The following is a 16,736-nucleotide window of genomic DNA, read 5'->3' as shown; positions in this document are numbered from 1 at the left end:
AGGGCATCCGGAAGCGGGGGACAACGAACGGAGAGGGCAGGCGGAAGACGACGCCGGGCGAGAAGCATCGCAGTGGCGACGCCGCTCGATGATCACCTGCAAACGTCCGGCCCGCGCGCATTCCGGCCAAAGTATATCTTTGAAGCAATCGGGTCACCACACGGCACTGTATTTCACTAGGCGAAATCAGCATGCCCGGTTACCATCGCCCTCCAACAAACGACCGTTCCGACATTGTCCAAGCAGAGCCCCGCCTTGTCCGCACCCAAGCCCGACGCCGCCCCCCCGGAAGGCAAGAATTCGATCCAGGTCATCGAGCGCATGATGAAGCTGCTCGACGTACTCGCGCAGCATGCCGACCCAGTGCCGCTCAAACAGCTCGCGCTCGAGACCGGACTGCACCCCTCCACAGCGCACCGCATTCTCGGCGCCATGACCGGCACCGGCTTCGTCGAGCGCTCGGAAGCCGGCGTCTACCGCCTGGGCATCCGCCTCCTCGAACTGGGCAGCCTCGTGAAGTCGCGCATCTCGCTGCGCGAGACCGCAATGCCTTTCATGCTCAAGCTGCACGCGGCAACCGGCGAAAGCGTCAATCTGGGCGTGCGCGCCGGCGACGAGATCGTGTATGTGGAGCGAACGTCCAGCGGTCGCGCGTCGGTGCGCGTGGTGCATATCGTCGGCGCTCGCGCGCCGCTGCACACGACGGCAACCGGCAAGCTGTTCCTGGCCGAGGATGGCGCCGAACGCATCCGCGATTACGCTCGCCGCACCGGCCTGCCCGCATCGACGCCGGCCTCTATCACCACCCTGCCCGCGCTGGAAAAGGAACTCGATCGCGTCCGCCGCCACGACGTCGGCTTCGACCTCGACGAAGTCGAAGCGGGTGTGCGCTGTATCGCGGCGGGCATCCGAGACGACAGCGGCGAGTTGATCGCCGGGCTGTCGCTGTCGACCCCGTCGGATCGTTTCAACCCGGACTGGGCGCCACTCGTGCGCGAAACGGCCGACGAGATCTCGCGCGCCCTCGGCTTCAGCGCACCACGCACTCGCTGATCCTGTCGGCGCGCCGCCCGGCGCAAGGGGCGGCTCAGCCGCCAGCGCGTTGCGGCGCGACCGCGAGGCGTTGCGGCATGCCTTGTTCGAGCCACTTGCGCACGCGCTTGGCGTCGGCGGTACGCGTGTAGCGCCCGCTCGAATCCATCAGCACCATCACGACCGGCTGCTGCTGCAACCAGGTCTGCATGACCAGGCAACGCCCGGCCTCGGAGATGTAGCCGGTCTTGGACACACTGATCGCCCACTCGGGACTGCGCACCAGGCCATTGGTGTTGCCAAAGCGCAGCATGCGGCCACGCACGTCAACGTAGCGCTCGTGCGCAGTCGAGAACTCGCGAATGAGCGGGAACGCGGCCGACGCGGCAACCAGGCGGGCGAGATCCTTCGGGCTGGACACGTTGCCGGGATTCAGTCCGGTGCTGTCGCGGAAACGCGTATCCCACAGCCCGAGCAACCGCGCCTTCACGTTCATGGCCTCGACGAATGCACTCTCGCCACCGGGGTAATTGCGTGCCAGCGCCGAGGCGGCTCGGTTCTCCGAGGACATCAGCGCCAGTTGCAGCATCTCCTCGCGGCTGAGCGTCGTGCCCAGCGCCAGGCGAGAGCCAGTACCCTTGAGGCGGTCGATGTCACCTTCGGTGATGGTGAGGCGCTCGGACAGGCTCTGGCCCGCCTCGAGCACGACGATCGCCGTCATCAGCTTGGTGATCGAGGCGATCGGCACCACCGCGGAACCATTGCGCTCGAGCAACACCTCGCCGGTGTTCTGGTTGATCACATAGAAAGCGCTCGAACCCAGCAATGGCAGGCCGTTGGCGTCCAGCGCAAGCGGCGCATCCTCGTCGGCCCCCAGCGCGGCCGGAGCCGCTGCTGCTGCCGCGGCCGGTACGGCCTTGCGCGCCACCACCTTCTTGGCCGCGGGCTTGGCATTGGTACCGGGCTTGGCAACCGCCTTCTTGGGCGCAGGCTTGCTGGACACCGCCTTCTTGGGCGCCGCCTTCGCCGGAGCCTTGGCCTTGGGCGCGGGCTTGCTCGCAGCGGTCTTGCCAGCGGACTGAGACTTCGTGGACGAGGCCAGCACGGCCCCCGACTGCAATGCGAACAGCGCGGCAAGGCTGGCAACGAGGAGTCTGAGCTTCATGGTGAGCGGCAAGCCTAAAAGACAGAAAGAAACCGGAAAGCGTTTTGTATGAAAAATAAGCAGATACAAAACTGATTTCAAGTAATTTCGAATTGTGTCTTCACATTTTCCCACATTCGGCGACCGCGTGCGGCCGTCGTTTCGGCACATTGCGGGCGCGCGCCGCTAGCCGATGCGCAGGAAGTCGCTCAACTCGGACTTGCGCGCCATCGCATCGTCGTAGCCAAGCTCGATCAGGGTGCGAGTGAAGCCCGGCTCGAACAGCAGATAGGACAACAGGGTGGAGCCCTCACGGCGCATCGTCCCCAGACCACGCAGCACCATGCGCAGCAGGCGCGGCAGCTGATGGCCATGACGCCCGGCGATGGTATCGAGCCGCTGCGAGGGCTGGATCACCAGGGTCTCTATCGCGCGCAGACCGATGCCAGCGAACTGGCGCTGGGCAGGCTCGAGACGGGACACCGTGTCGTTGATACGTGCGAGACGCTCCAGATCGACCGCAAGCGTGTCGAGAAAGATGCTCGACAAGGCATGGCCGGCAATCTGCGCAGGCGAGGGATAGCGCTCGGCGCGCTGCCGCCCCTCCTCCGCCGTGCGTCCCGCGCCGACCACCAGGATGCGCTCCGCCCCCAGATGGATGGCAGGGCTCACCGGCGCGAGCTGGCGCATCGAACCATCGCCGAACCACTCGCGATGGATCCTGACCGCCGGAAACACGAAAGGCAGGGCGCTGCTCGCCATCAGATGCTCGATAGTCAGCTCGGTACGCACGCCCATGCGCTGCTCGCGCCGCCACGGGTGAATGTCGAGCGAACCCTGGAAGAAGGCCAGGCTCTGGCCGCTGGAGTAGCCAGAAGCCGTGACACTGAGCGCATAGAGCGCCCCGCTCTTGATCGCCTGGTCAATGGCACGGAAGTCGAGTGCGCGCTCGAGCAGTCCGCGCAGCGGCGCGTTGTCGAGCAGGGAGCGCGGCGTCTGGCGCAACAGCCAGCCGCCGAACAGCGCCGACCCCCAATGGATGCCGCTGCCAAGCAAGGCGGGTGCATCGACGCGATAGACCTGCTCGGCATGCAGGTTGCGCCAGATGCGCTCGATATGGCGGACGGCGCGATTGAAATCGACCGCATGCGAGGCCAACGCGGCGGCGTTGATTGCACCGGCCGAGGTGCCGCAGAGGATGGGAAAGGGATTGCCAGGGGACGCGCCCCGGAGCTCGCGAATGGCGCTCAGCACACCGACCTGATAGGCCGCACGTGCGCCACCGCCGGTCAGCACCAACGCCGCCCGCCCCTCCTGCATCCGCATCCGCCCGCCTCCGATCACCCGTTGCCTCAAGCATGAGGCAGCGGGCGATCGTCATGCAAGCATGTATGGCGGACGACCGATGCGAATCAGCCGACCTGTCCCGCCTCCACGACGGTGAGCGCCGTCATGTTGATGATGCGGCGCACGGTCGCCGACGGCGTCAGGATATGGACCGGCTTGGATGCACCGAGCAGGATCGGCCCCACCGTCATGCCCTCGCCCGCCGCGTTCTTCAACAGGTTGAAGGCGATGTTCGCCGCATCCAGGGTGGGGAAGATGAGCAGATTGGCATCTTCGCGCATCCTGGCGTTGGGGAAGATCTGCAGGCGATGCTTGGCGTCGAGCGCCGAGTCGCCGTGCATCTCGCCCTCGACCTGCAACTCGGGGTGACGCTCATGCAACAGGCGCAAGGCCGCGCGCATCTTCTCGGCGGTCGGCGAGTCGGCCGAACCGAAGGACGAATGCGACAACAAGGCGATGCGCGGCTCGACACCAAAGCGCTTCATCTCCTCGGCGGCCAGCAGCGTCATCTCGACCACCTGCTCGGGCGTCGGGTCGTAGTTGACATAGGTATCGGCCAGGAACAGCGTGCGTCCGGGCAGGCTGAGCAGGTTGACCGTGTACAGGTTGTTGACCCCCTCGCGCCGGCCGAGCACGGTTTCGACGAACTCGCGGTGCAGGCGGTGCATGCCGTAGGTGCCGCAGATCAGGCCGTCGCCGTAGCCGAACTTGAGCAGCAACGTGCCGATGAGCGTGGTGCGGCGGCGCACTTCCTTCTTGGCGTACTCGACCGAGACGCCGCGACGCTCCATCAGGCTGTGGTAGTGCTGCCAGAGTTCGTTGAAGCGCGGATCGGAGTCCGGGTTGACCAGCTCGAAGTCGCGCTCGGCCGCCATGCGCAGACCGAAGCGCTCGATGTTGTGGATCACCACGTCCGGGCGGCCGATCAGGATCGGACGTGCCAGGCCCTCGTCGACCACCTGCTGCACAGCGCGCAGCACCTTCTCGGATTCGCCCTCGGAGAAGATGATGCGCTTCGGATCCTTGCGCGCGGCGGCGAACACCGGCTTCATGATCAGGCCCGAATGCCAGACGAAGTTGTTGAGCTGGCCGCGGTAGGCGTCCCAGTCGCTGATCGGCCGTGTCGCCACGCCCGAGGCCTCGGCTGCCGCAGCGACTGCGGGGGCGATCTTGACGATCAGGCGCGGATCGAAGGGGCGCGGGATGATGTACTCGGGGCCGAAGCCGCCCACCTTCTCGCCATAGGCGGCCGCGACGATATCGCTCTGCTCCACGCGTGCGAGTTCGGCGATCGCCTTCACCGCGGCGAGCTGCATCTCGTCGGTGATGGTGGTCGCGCCGACGTCCAGCGCACCGCGGAAAATGAAGGGGAAGCACAGCACGTTGTTGACCTGGTTCGGGTAGTCCGAACGGCCGGTGGCGATGATGGCGTCGCTGCGCACCTTCTTCACCTCATCAGGGAGGATCTCGGGCGTGGGGTTGGCAAGCGCGAGGATCATCGGGTTGGGCGCCATCTTCGCGACCATCTCGGGCTTGAGCACGCCGCCCGCCGACAGGCCGAGGAAGACGTCGGCGCCCTCGATGACCTCGGCGAGCTTGCGCGCATCGGTCTTCTTCGCATAGCGCGCCTTGATCGGGTCCATGAGCACCGTGCGGCCCTCATAGACCACGCCTTCGATGTCGGTCACCCAGATGTTCTCGACCGGAATGCCAAGCTTGACCAGCAAGCCCAGGCAGGCCAGCGCCGCAGCACCCGCGCCCGAGGTCACCAGCTTCACCTTGTCCAACGCCTTGCCCTGCAGATGCAGCCCGTTGAGCAGTGCGGCGCCGACCACGATCGCGGTGCCGTGCTGGTCGTCGTGGAAGACCGGGATCTTCATGCGCTCGCGCAGCTTCTGCTCGATGTAGAAGCACTCGGGCGCCTTGATGTCCTCGAGGTTGATGCCGCCGAAGGTGGGCTCGAGCGCGGCGATCATGTCGATCAGCTTGTCGGCGTCGGGCTCATCGATCTCGAGGTCGAAGACGTCGATGCCGGCGAACTTCTTGAACAGTACGCCCTTGCCTTCCATCACCGGCTTGGCGGCGAGCGGGCCGATGTTGCCCAGGCCGAGCACAGCCGTGCCGTTGGTGACCACGCCGATCAGGTTCGAGCGCGCGGTGAGCTCGGCGGCCTGGGCCGGATCCTCGACGATGGCATCGCAGGCGGCCGCCACGCCGGGAGAATAGGCCAGCGACAGGTCGCGCTGGTTCGACAGCACCTTGGTCGGTGTCACCGAGATTTTCCCGGGGCGCGGATAACGGTGGTAATCGAGCGCGGCAGCGCGGATCAGTTCGTCCATGGTCTCTTCCTTTCTGTTCTTCGGCGTGGAGTGCGCGAGCAACGCGCCCCACCCCAAAAGACGACGGAGCAGGACGACTCGCGCACGATCCTGCGCAGCATACCGCAAAGGCCAGTCTTTCGCATTACGAAAAACGTCTTTGCATCGTGAAACAAACACTGCCCGGCCTGCGTGCGCACTTCCATGATAGCCATGCGTTTGCTCACCGATAGTTACGAGCGCATTCATAAGTCTGCGCTCCTCATGGCATAATTACGGGCTTTCACCGATTGCAATTCGTTCGCGCACGTTTCACCCGCAAACGCATCGCATCGGTACGTCGGGGCGCCCCAGCCGGCGCCCGAGCAGCCCGCCGGCCAGGCAGCACCTGCTTCAACGATGGCCGACCGACGGGAATGGTTACGCATCACAGCACGGGAGAGCTGTACACATGTCTCAGAACCACGCCCAGGCGGCCATTGCCGCTGCCCCCGAATATGTCCGCCACGAAGGCCTGAAGCAGTGGGTCGGCGAGATCGCCGCCCTGACCGAGCCTGACCGTGTCGTCTGGTGCGACGGCTCCCAGGAAGAGTACGACCGCCTGTGCGCAGAGATGGTCGAATCCGGCATGCTGATCAAGCTCAACCCGGAAAAGCGCAAGAACTCCTACCTCGCCTGGTCCGACCCCTCGGACGTCGCCCGCGTCGAGGACCGCACCTTCATCTGCTCGCAGAACAAAGGGGACGCCGGCCCCACCAACAACTGGGAAGACCCGGCGGTGATGCGCGAGACGCTCAACGGCCTGTTCAAGGGCGCGATGCACGGCCGCACCATGTACGTGGTGCCGTTCTCGATGGGCCCGCTCGGCAGCCCGATCGCCCACATCGGCGTCGAAATCTCCGACAGCCCCTACGTCGTCACCAACATGCGCACCATGACGCGCATGGGCCGCGGCGCCATCGAGGTGCTCGGCACCGACGGCGAGTTCGTGCCCTGCGTGCACACCGTCGGCGCCCCGCTCGCCCAGGGCGAGAAGGACAGCCGCTGGCCGTGCAACCCGACCACCAAGTACATCGTGCATTACCCCGAGACGCGCGAGATCTGGTCCTACGGCTCGGGCTACGGCGGCAACGCCCTGCTCGGCAAGAAGTGCTTCGCGCTGCGTATCGCCTCCACCATGGCGCGTGACGAAGGCTGGCTGGCCGAGCACATGCTGATCCTCGGCGTCGAATCGCCGCAGGGCGAGAAGACCTACGTCGCCGCCGCCTTCCCGTCGGCCTGCGGCAAGACCAACTTCGCCATGCTGATCCCGCCCAAGTCCTTCGACGGCTGGAAGATCACCACCGTTGGCGACGACATCGCCTGGATCAAGCCCGGCCCTGACGGCAAGTTCCGCGCCATCAACCCCGAGTTCGGCTACTTCGGCGTCGCCCCCGGCACCTCCGAGAAGACCAACTTCAACGCCATGGCCACGCTCAAGGAAAACATCATCTTCACCAACGTCGCGCTCACCGACGATGGCGACGTGTGGTGGGAAGGCATGAGCAAGGAAGCCCCCGCGCACCTGATCGACTGGCAGGGCAAGGACTGGACGCCCGAGATCGCCCGGGAAACCGGCCGCAAGGCCGCGCACCCCAACGCGCGCTTCACCGCGCCGGCGAACCAGTGCCCGTCGATCGACCCGGCCTGGGAAGATCCCGCCGGCGTGCCGATCTCCGCCTTCATCTTCGGCGGCCGCCGTGCCACCACCGTACCGCTGGTGTACCAAGCGTTCAACTGGAACTTCGGCGTTTACATGGCCGCTACGCTCGGCTCCGAGACCACCGCCGCTGCCTTCGGCGCTCAAGGCGTGGTGCGCCGCGACCCGTTCGCCATGCTGCCCTTCTGCGGCTACCACATGGGTGACTACTTCAACCACTGGCTGCGCATGGGCCACGTCGTCGAAGATACGCCCAAGATCTTCTGCGTGAACTGGTTCCGCATGAACGAGAAGGGCGAGTTCATGTGGCCGGGCTTCGGCGAGAACATGCGCGTGCTCAAGTGGATCGTCGAGCGCTGCCAGGGCAAGATCGCCGCCAAGGAAACCGCGCTCGGCTGGATGCCGCGCTTCGAAGACCTCGACTGGACCGACGCCGAGATCACCCGCGAGGAATTCGACGCCCTGACCAAGGTCGACGCAGACGCCTGGCGTACCGAACTCAGCTCGCACAAGGAGTGGTTCGACAAGCTGCAGGACCGCCTGCCGCGCCAGCTCGTGCTCAAGCGCGAACTGTTCGAGCTCGCACTCAACGCCGACTGATCCACCGCACGCCCGACCGAAAAAAGCGCCGCAGGTCGGCGCTTTTTTCATTTCGGCGCAGAATGGCGCCGCTCTCACCACCCGTCATCGCCGGAGCCCACGATGCAAGCTTTTTCCCGCCGCGCAGCCGACATCCAGCCCTTCCACGTCATGGAGCTGCTGCGCCGGGCGCGCGAGCTCGAGGCCCAGGGGCGCGACATCATCCACATGGAGGTCGGCGAACCCGATTTCGGCACGCCGCAACCCGTCATCGAGGCTGCCACCCGCTTCCTTGCCAGCGGCGACGTCCATTACACCCCGGCGCTCGGCCTACCCAGGCTGCGCGAGGCGATCGCACGCTTCTACCAGGATCGCTTCAAGGCCGAGGTCGCACCCGAGCGCATCATCATCACCGCCGGCGCCTCCGGCGCCTTGATGCTCGCGCTCGCCGCCACCACAGACCCCGGCGACGAATGGCTGCTGCCTGACCCCGGCTACCCCTCCAACCGCCACCTCGTGCGCGCCTTCGAAGGTGTCGCCCAGGCACTGCCGGTCGACGCGCAGACCCGCTACCAACCCACTCCGGCCCAGGTCGACGCAGCCTGGACCGCACGCAGCCGCGGGTTGATGGTAGCCACGCCATCCAACCCCACCGGCACCCTGCTCGACATCGACGAGATCGCCGCCCTGCACGCGGTCACCCGCCGGCGCGGCGGCCTGCTGCTGGTCGATGAGATCTACCAGGGCCTGACCTACGGCATCGACTCCGCCACCGCACTGGCACACCCGGCACTCAACGCGGCCGATGACGTCTTCGTCGTCAACAGCTTCTCCAAGTATTTCGGCATGACGGGCTGGCGGCTCGGCTGGCTGGTGGCGCCCACGCCCCTCGTGCGCGAGATCGAGAAGCTCGCCCAGCACTTCTTCATCTCGCCCTCGTCGCCCGCGCAGCATGCAGCCCTCGCAGCCTTCGAGCCCGCCACGCTGGAGATCCTGGAGGCACGGCGGACGGAGTTCGCCGCCCGCCGCAACGTACTGCTGCCCGCGCTGCAGGAAATCGGCTTCACGATCGCGACCGAGCCGCAAGGAGCCTTCTATATCTACGCCGACATTTCGAAGCTCGCGGACGACTCCGAAGCGCTCGCCCGCCGCATGATCGAAGAGGCAGGCGTGGCAGCCACGCCCGGGCTCGACTTCGGCCACCACCTGCCGCGCCGCCATCTGCGCATCGCCTACACCACGCGCGAATCACGCCTGCTCGAGGCCGTTGAACGCATCAGCGCCCTGCGGGCCTGATCGGCCGGCAGGGCGCTGTAATGAGCAGGCGCGGGCTTAGCTCGCCTGCTCGAGGCTGGTGCGGACCACGTCACGCCCGGCGATCAGCATGAGCCGCTTCTTCAGCGACATCACCTTGCGCGTGTAGCGGGCCTGCGGGTCCTTCAAGGCTCCGTTGTAATACTGCAGCGCGCGCTGCAGGCTACCATAGCGCTGCAGGCCTTCGTGGAGCACCAGGGTACCCACGCGCACATTCACCTCGGGGTCGAACAGCGCGTTCTTGCCGCGGTTGGCGCCGAGCTTGTCCTGGTGGTAGCGCGGAATCACCTGCATCAGCCCTTGCGCCCCCATGTTGCTGACCGCACGCGGGTTGAAGCTCGACTCCACGGCCATCATCGCCACGATCAACAAGGGGTCGAAGCCGAGTTCCTGCGCAGAAGCCTCGGCGGCCGCCAGTGCGGGGACGATGGCCGTCTCGGATACACGATAGTTCTCGGTGATCCAGTCGCGCACGCGCGCCATCTCGATCGACAGCTCGCCCTCTTCCTGCGCGAACGGATCTTCGCCCAACACCTCCAACCCGGTCACTGCCGGACTGAAGGCCTTGAGCGCCGGCTCGACAGGCTGTTCGGTCGCACGCCTGAACGGCACCGACGGCGTGTAGGAGACATCGGCGAGCGTCACTGCCGGACTGACCGGCGGCGTTACCCGCAAGCCAAGGCCAGAGACCATCGACAGCTCGGAGGTGGTCGGCTCCGCTGCCGGGAGCGCAAACGCATCGCTGAACTGCAGGGGCGCACCGCCATCGGCAGCGCCATTGGCAGCCACCATATGGACCGTACCCAGGAGGCCGGCAGAAAACAGTGCACCGTAGACGAGGCTGGTCGCCGCACCGCCCGTTCTGCGCGCAAGCGCATTGAATCGAGTTGCGTGTTTCATGGTGTCCTCCATGCTGTGGCCTGAGCCGCCACCCTGGCCGCACCCTGTTGGAGTGCTGCGCCCGCGCCACCCTTTGAGGGCAGCGCGCATGCCGCGTGGCCGATTGGCCACGCCGGCAGATGGCCGGCTCGGTCGCCAGTAGGTGTTAAAGCCCGCCGCCGCAACCAGACGACAGACCCCGCGGTGCGCGCGTCCATGAAACTGCGTCTCCCTCTCAGAGAGGCGCCGCACCGAGATTGATTGAATTGTTGCGATGCAACAGGAAGCGAATTCTATTCTTCGACAAACATTTTGTCAAAACTTGACATGCGGGTGCCCTGGCGCCCGCATGTCATCACCCATGCGCAGCAGCCGCTCCAGCCGCTGCCAGTCGAAGAACGGCCCAGGGTCGGTCTTGCGCCCGGGGGCGATGTCCGAGTGCCCCACCACGGCCTCGATCGGGTAGCGCGTGCGCAACTCGGCGATCAATCCGGCCAGGCGCACATACTGCACGGGCTCGAATGGCTGTGTGTCACAGCCTTCGAGTTCGATGCCTATCGAGAAATCGTTGCAGCGCTCACGCCCATTCCAGCACGACACGCCTGCATGCCAGGCGCGGTGCTCGGGGGCGACGAAGCACACCACCTCGCCGTCGCGACGGACGAAATAGTGCGCCGACACCCGCAGATGCTGGATGTCCGCGTAATAGGGATGCTCGGCCGGGTCGAGCGTATTGGTAAACAGCTGCTCTACCCCAGGACCGCCGAAAGAATCGGGTGGCAGGCTGATGGCGTGCACCACGACGACATTCGGAACCACCCCCTCGGGTCGTGCATCGTAGTTGGGCGATGCACACAGCCGCAGCACCACAGCGTCGCGCTCGCCGCCGCCAGCCCTCACTGCCAGTAGATCACGAATCAATCGCCGACACTCCCTGCCGCTCAGCGCCGGGTATCGACATAGCCAATGCTGGCCTGCGGAGCACTGTTGATCACATCCCACCCGACCGTCGCCGCGCCGTTCTGGAAGGTACGCCCGACACCCAGATCCAGGCCGACGCGATTCATCATCGGATAGTAACTGGCACCGACCGAGCCCACCGTACGATCTTCGCGGTCACTCGTCAGCACCTTCACCGACAAGCCCGGCCCACCGCCGCCAAAGTTGTAGTTGATACCGAACATCACGGCCGGATCGGCCTGCGCCGCGGTCGCGGCAAGGGCGAAAGTGGAAGCGACAAACAGCTTGCGCATCGGACTCATCTCCTGACTGGGTCTATCGGACGCCGCACTTCATGCGGGCGCAAGACTGACCACAGGAGACGAAAAAAGATTGGCGTGGAGATATCTCGAAACATCTTGGCGAGTGCGTGGTGCGAACGGGTCATCGAGCGGGGTCAGGTCTTTCATTTACTCACAGTCCGTTGAGGCCGCCGTAACACACGCCCCTTGCTGACGATGCGGCTGATCGAACTGTAATGCAAGCCGAAGAAAGCAGCGAGTTGGGCGTAGGTGAACTCACCGGAATCAGCCGCCTCGAGGATGGCCTGGTCTCTCGAAGGGAAACGCTCGACGTAGGCGTCGAGGGCCACACCCTTCGGGCGACGCTGCATCCTGGGCACCTCGCTCAAGTTTTCATCGTCGGCAAACCTGCTCGCCATGCGACCTGCAAAATCCGCGCTGCCCAGGTAGATCTGCGCATTCAGGCCTTCCCAGATCGGCGGAAGACCAACACCGGCGCGCACGAAGTCTTCGTAGCGGCCGATGGCGCGCGTCCGCACTTCACCGAACTGGCCAAGGACCCAGTTCGTCGCCAACCATGACGGGGCCTCCACCCGGCCGAGCAGCGCGCGATGACTGCTCCACGGCCAGTCCGCCGCATCCTTGCACAGGCCGGCGCGAACCGGATTGAGCACGACATAGCGCGCGAGTTCCACGAGGTAGGCGTCCGCCTCCACGAGGATCGCCTTGTAGCGCCCCTGAAAAACGTGACCGACGCGGTGCGAGCGGGGTCAGGTCTTTCATTTACTCACAGTCCGTTGAGGCCGCCGTAACACACGCCCCTTGCTGACGATGCGGCTGATCGAACTGTAATGCAAGCCGAAGAAAGCAGCGAGTTGGGCGTAGGTGAACTCACCGGAATCAGCCGCCTCGAGGATGGCCTGGTCTCTCGAGGGGAAACGCTCGACGTAGGCGTCGAGGGCCACACCCTTCGGGCGACGCTGCATCCTGGGCACCTCGCTCAAGTTGTCATCGTCGGCAAACCTGCTCGCCATGCGACCTGCAAAATCCGCGCTGCCCAGGTAGATCTGCGCATTCAGGCCTTCCCAGATCGGCGGAAGACCAACACCGGCGCGCACGAAGTCTTCGTAGCGGCCGATGGCGCGCGTCCGCACTTCACCGAACTGGCCAAGGACCCAGTTCGTCGCCAACCATGACGGGGCCTCCACCCGGCCGAGCAGCGCGCGATGACTGCTCCACGGCCAGTCCGCCGCATCCTTGCACAGGCCGGCGCGAACCGGATTGAGCACGACATAGCGCGCGAGCTCCACGAGGTAGGCGTCCGCCTCCACGAGGATCGCCTTGTAGCGCCCCTGAAAAACGTGACCGACGCGGCCATAGCGGCGATTGACCGCCTGCGTATACACCCCGTTGAGCTGCCGCATGCCGCGCGCCAGGTTGGCTTCGGCAGTCTCCACGACAACATGGTAGTGGTTGCCCATCTGGCACCACGCATGGCAGCGCCAGTTGAAGCGCTCGCAGACCTCGCCGAAGAGATCGAGCCACGCCCGCCGGTCGACGTCATCACCATAGATCATCTCGCGCCGGTCACCGCGCGACGTCACGTGGTACACACCGCCCGCAAGCTCTATTCGCAACGGCCGCGCCATGATGCCCGTCCCTTGAAAGGAGAGCCCGAATTATGCGTACGCCATTTTTAGATCGCAAGCCCGTCACGCATCGCCCGGCACGTGGGATGAGCAAATGAAAGCTGACCCCGAGGAACTCCCTCACCCCGCCCGGGCGGCCTGCCTGATCGCCTCGGCTGCCCACTGATTCAAGCTCTGCCCGTGCGCAGCGGCAGCGACGACCGCCGCCTCGTGCACAGCGGGATCGACGCGCAGCGAGAACTTGCCCGAGAAACGCTTTCGTGGCTCGATGCCCCGCCGTTCGCACGCATCCAGGAACATGCGGAGAGACACCTCACCTTCGCGCCTCAGTCCAGCCACATCTGCCGCATAAAAATCCGCACCACCATTCAAACCGACGAACTCGCCGCGAAACATCTGGATGTCCGGATCGAAGGTGATCACGGCCTCGTAGCCCCCGATGTTCATGGTGTTCATGGTTGCACTCCGTTTTCTTCAAGCCACTTCCGAATTGCTGCGACTGCGCCCTTGTCGGTATCCGGGGACGGGTGCGGGCGATGAAAGACACGCACCACACCGAACAGGAACACCTCCACCCGAGAACCTTCGCGCTCCGAAATCTCGGCACCCAACTCCCGGAACAAAGCCTCGATGTCCCCCCAGCGCACATTGGCCGAGACCGGCCGGGCATGGATCAGTTCAAGGGTGCGCTGGTGTTTGCGTTTCACGATCCTATGGTATCAAAAAACGATACCAGGCCAAAATGAGCAAATGAAAGACCTGACCCCAAAACCCCCAAAAAAAACGGGAGCCGAAGCTCCCGTTTTTACTTTCAGACCTGTCTGGAGGACAGATTAGAAGGTGTGACGCATACCAACGGCGAAGACGTCGGAATCCTTGCCGGTCACGCCAGCGGGCGCGCCGACGACGCCATAGGCGAGGCCGTTGTCGTTGTCGGTGCGGTTGAAGCCGGTGTAGACCGTGGTGCGCTTCGACAGGGCGTGGGTGTAGGCGATCGAGTACGACTTGGCCTTGGCGTCGACAGCATCGACATCAGCCTGGCCGTAGCCGACGTGGACATTGCCAGCGGCGCTGACCGGAACGACAACACCGATCTGCCAGATGTCGGAGTCACGACCCTTGACATGACCAATCGACTTGGCGTCCTGGTAGTTCGCAGCCAGGGTCAGCACACCGAAGTTGTAGCTCGCACCGATCGACCATTCCTTCTGGTCTTCGGCGGTGTCTTGCAGCAGCTGATACACCGCGGCGACACGCAGCGGGCCGTTGCTGTAGTCCAGACCCAGACCGAAAGCATCGTCATCACCTTCCTTCGGAGCAAGCTCAACAGCGTCCATCGAGTAGATGGCGCGGACCTTCAGGCCAGAGAACGAGCCGTTGTAGGCGATCGAGTTGTTCCAGCGGGCGTCGCCACCAGCGTCGATGCTCGAGCCGGTGCCAGCAGCCAGGATGGACTGCGGCGACAGGATGGCGGAGTTGCCGAAGGCGTCAACAACGTGGTCGAAGCCCGGAGCGTACTGACGGCCGAGGCTGACCGTACCGAAGCCACCCGACAGACCGACGAAGGACTGACGCGAGTTGCCACCCAGGCCGGTGCCGTCATCGACGTTGTAGCCTTGCTCGAAGGTGAACACAGCCTTCAGACCATTGCCCAGGTCTTCAGCGCCACGGAAGCCCAGACGGCTACCCGACAGGCCACCGCTGTTGACGGCCGACAGGTCGTTGGCGCCATGCGAACCGAAAGCCATGTAGGCGTCGGCCACACCGTAGATGGTCACGTTCGACTGAGCGAAGGCCGGAGCCGAAACCAGGCCAGCAACAGCCAGCGCGATCAGTTTCTTCTGCATGTATTTCTCCTCAAATTTGAAGTTGAGACCGCGGCACCTGCCTCGGCCCTACTCACCTCTCTGGCGAGAAGTTGGGGCGATTCTGCAAACCTGTGGCCGGGCATGCAAGCGCGAATGCCGGAAAACACCACATTCCAGCCATTGTTGTTGCGAGCATGCAACAGAACACCCGGTTCAGCGCCGCGCGTCGAGCCGCGGCAGGGCCGTGTTCCAGCCCAGCAGCCGCTCGTCCGCCGTCACCAGCGCCGCGCTGCGCACCGCCGCGGAGGCGGCAATGAAGCGGTCCGCGGAGTCGCGATGCAGGTCGGCGAACCCCGCGGCCGCGAGCGCAATGCGGCCATCGAGCGGGATCTCGAGCAGCCCCGCGCTGAGCAGGCCTGCCCGCCAGCCTTCGACCGCGAGCGGCAAAACGATACGGCCTTTCTCTGCAAGCATCGCGCACTCCCAGAAGCTGATCGCACTCACCGCGACCTCGCCAGCACGCCAGGCCTGCTCGATGCGCGCACGCGCCTGCGGGCCGAGCGCGGCATCGTCGGCATCCATCCAGATGAGGACGTGCGTGTCGAGAACGATCACGACAGCACCTCCCAGTCATCGTCGGCAACCGGTGACACGATGTCTCCGAGGATACGTAAGCCTGGATGCAGACCAAAAGGCGAAGATGCGCGCGCGCCCTGATAGGGATGCAGTTCGGCTACGGGCTTACCGTTCTTCGTGACGACAAGGATCTCGCCGGAGGCCGCCACCTGATCCATCAGGGCGAGACAGCGGGCCTTGAATTCGGAGGCCTGGATGGTTTGCATGGTCGTACTCCCTGGGTAGCAGATGACCATGATCATGACCATGGTTACAGATGAGATCAAGCCCAATCCACCATTCCAGAAACAGACGCTTGCTGCGCCGCCTAAAGTAGCTACTACGGACCTATCTCGACACTACTCAGGACACTGATCATGAAAGTCATGACCGCACGCGAAGCAAAGAACCGGTTCGGCGAATTTCTCGATGCATCGCGCCGGGAGCCGGTCGTCATCACCAGGGACGATCGCCCCGTCGGCATCATGGTGTCGATCGAGGACGCAGCGGACACGCTGCTGCCCGAATTCCTGCTCGACAAGACCCCCGGTTACGACGGCTGGCTCTTCGAGAAGGTCACGGCGACGCTCGAACGCACGGATGCAGGCCAGACCACGCTACATGCCCACGACGAAGCCATGGCGCTGCTACGCGAGCGTGTGGCAGCACGGAATCGCCGTGCATGAACACCCTCTGGGCTGACGAGGCGCTGGACGACCTCGAGGAGATCCTTGTTCATTACCACTCGGAGGCAGGCCCCCTGACTGTGGAAGCCGTCCATTCGCGCATCGTTGCCGAGATCGAAGCCTTGCGCGTGCTCCCCGAGCGCATTCGGGCAAGTATGCGAATCCCGGGGGCACGTCAGCTCGTCGTTCGCCGACTGCCCTTTGTTGCCTTCGTGAAAGTGAGGGATGACTCGGTGATCGTGCTCAACGTGGTTCATACCGCACGGGAGTTTCCTGCGCGCCGCTGACGTGCCACGAAGGAAGTGGCGAAGGCTTACCGAACGCTTCCAGGCGAGTCGCAGGCCGGGTGGTGGTGGACGCCCCCCCCTGCGCAGACTGACCAAACCCATTGGCGGAAGGTCTCCAGCATGAAAATTGCGCACATT

18 protein-coding genes are annotated in these 16,736 nt (G+C 64.8%); 5 read left to right on the top strand and 13 right to left on the bottom strand.

All coding sequences use genetic code 11. The annotated features are described in order from the left end of the window. Positions 1–255: 255 nt before the first annotated feature. The gene (locus LQF09_RS04695; protein ID WP_002944693.1) at positions 256–1,053 is read left to right on the top strand and encodes an IclR family transcriptional regulator; all 798 of its coding nucleotides are present in this window, start codon (positions 256–258) and stop codon (positions 1,051–1,053) included. Between the two features lie 34 nt (positions 1,054–1,087). Here LQF09_RS04695 and LQF09_RS04690 read toward each other — a convergent pair whose 3' ends face one another. The 3 genes from LQF09_RS04690 to LQF09_RS04680 form a co-directional block, all read right to left on the bottom strand. Then, on the bottom strand, positions 1,088–2,197 hold the full coding sequence (locus tag LQF09_RS04690; RefSeq protein WP_270069321.1) for a serine hydrolase: 1,110 nt from the start codon (positions 2,195–2,197) through the stop codon (positions 1,088–1,090). 165 nt (positions 2,198–2,362) lie between these two features. Next, positions 2,363–3,502, bottom strand: a complete 1,140-nt coding sequence (locus LQF09_RS04685) for a patatin-like phospholipase family protein (protein ID WP_002932365.1) — start codon at positions 3,500–3,502, stop codon at positions 2,363–2,365. Between the two features lie 86 nt (positions 3,503–3,588). Beyond that, the gene (locus LQF09_RS04680) at positions 3,589–5,862 is read right to left on the bottom strand and encodes an NADP-dependent malic enzyme (protein ID WP_270069320.1); all 2,274 of its coding nucleotides are present in this window, start codon (positions 5,860–5,862) and stop codon (positions 3,589–3,591) included. 430 nt (positions 5,863–6,292) lie between these two features. On the opposite strand from LQF09_RS04680, the gene LQF09_RS04675 reads away from it, so the two are divergent. After that, positions 6,293–8,140 carry a phosphoenolpyruvate carboxykinase (GTP) gene (locus LQF09_RS04675; RefSeq protein ID WP_270069319.1) on the top strand — a complete coding sequence of 616 codons (1,848 nt, stop codon included), beginning with the start codon at positions 6,293–6,295 and terminating at the stop codon, positions 8,138–8,140. Positions 8,141–8,242: 102 nt separating this feature from the next. Further along, positions 8,243–9,415, top strand: a complete 1,173-nt coding sequence (locus tag LQF09_RS04670; protein WP_270069318.1) for a pyridoxal phosphate-dependent aminotransferase — start codon at positions 8,243–8,245, stop codon at positions 9,413–9,415. A gap of 36 nt (positions 9,416–9,451) precedes the next feature. Here LQF09_RS04670 and LQF09_RS04665 read toward each other — a convergent pair whose 3' ends face one another. The 10 genes from LQF09_RS04665 to LQF09_RS04620 all read right to left on the bottom strand — a co-directional run bounded on the left by LQF09_RS04665 (position 9,452) and on the right by LQF09_RS04620 (position 15,852). Then, on the bottom strand, positions 9,452–10,333 hold the full coding sequence (locus tag LQF09_RS04665; RefSeq protein WP_270069317.1) for a transglycosylase SLT domain-containing protein: 882 nt from the start codon (positions 10,331–10,333) through the stop codon (positions 9,452–9,454). A 294-nt stretch (positions 10,334–10,627) separates the two neighbouring features. Beyond that, entirely contained in the window at positions 10,628–11,212 is a 585-nt protein-coding gene (gene ampD, locus LQF09_RS04660; RefSeq protein ID WP_443081779.1) for a 1,6-anhydro-N-acetylmuramyl-L-alanine amidase AmpD, read from the bottom strand. 41 nt (positions 11,213–11,253) lie between these two features. After that, the gene (locus tag LQF09_RS04655) at positions 11,254–11,565 is read right to left on the bottom strand and encodes a hypothetical protein (RefSeq protein WP_002932341.1); all 312 of its coding nucleotides are present in this window, start codon (positions 11,563–11,565) and stop codon (positions 11,254–11,256) included. Positions 11,566–11,717: 152 nt separating this feature from the next. Then, positions 11,718–12,269, bottom strand: a complete 552-nt coding sequence (locus tag LQF09_RS04650; RefSeq protein WP_270069316.1) for a hypothetical protein — start codon at positions 12,267–12,269, stop codon at positions 11,718–11,720. 63 nt (positions 12,270–12,332) lie between these two features. Next, the gene (locus LQF09_RS04645; RefSeq protein WP_270069315.1) at positions 12,333–13,157 is read right to left on the bottom strand and encodes a transposase; all 825 of its coding nucleotides are present in this window, start codon (positions 13,155–13,157) and stop codon (positions 12,333–12,335) included. Positions 13,158–13,322: 165 nt separating this feature from the next. After that, positions 13,323–13,658, bottom strand: coding sequence for a type II toxin-antitoxin system HicB family antitoxin (locus LQF09_RS04640; protein ID WP_002932339.1), 336 nt, complete (start codon positions 13,656–13,658; stop codon positions 13,323–13,325). Further along, the gene (locus LQF09_RS04635) at positions 13,655–13,909 is read right to left on the bottom strand and encodes a type II toxin-antitoxin system HicA family toxin (protein WP_270069314.1); all 255 of its coding nucleotides are present in this window, start codon (positions 13,907–13,909) and stop codon (positions 13,655–13,657) included. The genes LQF09_RS04640 and LQF09_RS04635 overlap by 4 nt, the downstream gene beginning before the upstream one ends. Positions 13,910–14,035: 126 nt before the next feature. Continuing rightward, positions 14,036–15,049: a porin gene (locus tag LQF09_RS04630; protein WP_270069313.1), complete on the bottom strand. Its 1,014-nt coding sequence runs from the start codon at positions 15,047–15,049 to the stop codon at positions 14,036–14,038. A gap of 174 nt (positions 15,050–15,223) precedes the next feature. Beyond that, positions 15,224–15,625, bottom strand: a complete 402-nt coding sequence (locus tag LQF09_RS04625) for a type II toxin-antitoxin system VapC family toxin (RefSeq protein WP_270069312.1) — start codon at positions 15,623–15,625, stop codon at positions 15,224–15,226. Continuing rightward, the gene (locus tag LQF09_RS04620) at positions 15,622–15,852 is read right to left on the bottom strand and encodes a type II toxin-antitoxin system Phd/YefM family antitoxin (protein ID WP_270069311.1); all 231 of its coding nucleotides are present in this window, start codon (positions 15,850–15,852) and stop codon (positions 15,622–15,624) included. Before LQF09_RS04620 ends, LQF09_RS04625 begins: the two co-directional genes overlap by 4 nt. Positions 15,853–16,002: 150 nt before the next feature. On the opposite strand from LQF09_RS04620, the gene LQF09_RS04615 reads away from it, so the two are divergent. Continuing rightward, positions 16,003–16,311, top strand: coding sequence for a type II toxin-antitoxin system Phd/YefM family antitoxin (locus tag LQF09_RS04615; protein ID WP_270069310.1), 309 nt, complete (start codon positions 16,003–16,005; stop codon positions 16,309–16,311). Continuing rightward, on the top strand, positions 16,308–16,598 hold the full coding sequence (locus tag LQF09_RS04610; RefSeq protein WP_270069309.1) for a type II toxin-antitoxin system RelE/ParE family toxin: 291 nt from the start codon (positions 16,308–16,310) through the stop codon (positions 16,596–16,598). Before LQF09_RS04615 ends, LQF09_RS04610 begins: the two co-directional genes overlap by 4 nt. Positions 16,599–16,736: the final 138 nt, after the last annotated feature.

The organism is Thauera sp. WB-2 (genome assembly GCF_027594845.1).
Taxonomy (GTDB): domain Bacteria; phylum Pseudomonadota; class Gammaproteobacteria; order Burkholderiales; family Rhodocyclaceae; genus Thauera; species Thauera mechernichensis.
This window is presented reverse-complemented; position numbering and strand designations above follow the sequence as displayed.

Bases quoted from the DNA above. Each gene is read 5' to 3' on its own strand.
- LQF09_RS04640 (WP_002932339.1), bottom strand. From the start codon at position 13,658: ATGAACACCATGAACATCGGGGGCTACGAGGCCGTGATCACCTTCGAT.
- LQF09_RS04620 (WP_270069311.1), bottom strand. From the start codon at position 15,852: ATGCAAACCATCCAGGCCTCCGAATTCAAGGCCCGCTGTCTCGCCCTG.
- LQF09_RS04675 (WP_270069319.1), top strand. From the start codon at position 6,293: ATGTCTCAGAACCACGCCCAGGCGGCCATTGCCGCTGCCCCCGAATAT.
- LQF09_RS04680 (WP_270069320.1), bottom strand. From the start codon at position 5,862: ATGGACGAACTGATCCGCGCTGCCGCGCTCGATTACCACCGTTATCCG.
- LQF09_RS04610 (WP_270069309.1), top strand. From the start codon at position 16,308: ATGAACACCCTCTGGGCTGACGAGGCGCTGGACGACCTCGAGGAGATC.
- LQF09_RS04685 (WP_002932365.1), bottom strand. From the start codon at position 3,502: ATGCGGATGCAGGAGGGGCGGGCGGCGTTGGTGCTGACCGGCGGTGGC.
- LQF09_RS04670 (WP_270069318.1), top strand. From the start codon at position 8,243: ATGCAAGCTTTTTCCCGCCGCGCAGCCGACATCCAGCCCTTCCACGTC.
- LQF09_RS04665 (WP_270069317.1), bottom strand. From the start codon at position 10,333: ATGAAACACGCAACTCGATTCAATGCGCTTGCGCGCAGAACGGGCGGT.
- LQF09_RS04630 (WP_270069313.1), bottom strand. From the start codon at position 15,049: ATGCAGAAGAAACTGATCGCGCTGGCTGTTGCTGGCCTGGTTTCGGCT.
- LQF09_RS04655 (WP_002932341.1), bottom strand. From the start codon at position 11,565: ATGCGCAAGCTGTTTGTCGCTTCCACTTTCGCCCTTGCCGCGACCGCG.
- LQF09_RS04615 (WP_270069310.1), top strand. From the start codon at position 16,003: ATGAAAGTCATGACCGCACGCGAAGCAAAGAACCGGTTCGGCGAATTT.
- LQF09_RS04690 (WP_270069321.1), bottom strand. From the start codon at position 2,197: ATGAAGCTCAGACTCCTCGTTGCCAGCCTTGCCGCGCTGTTCGCATTG.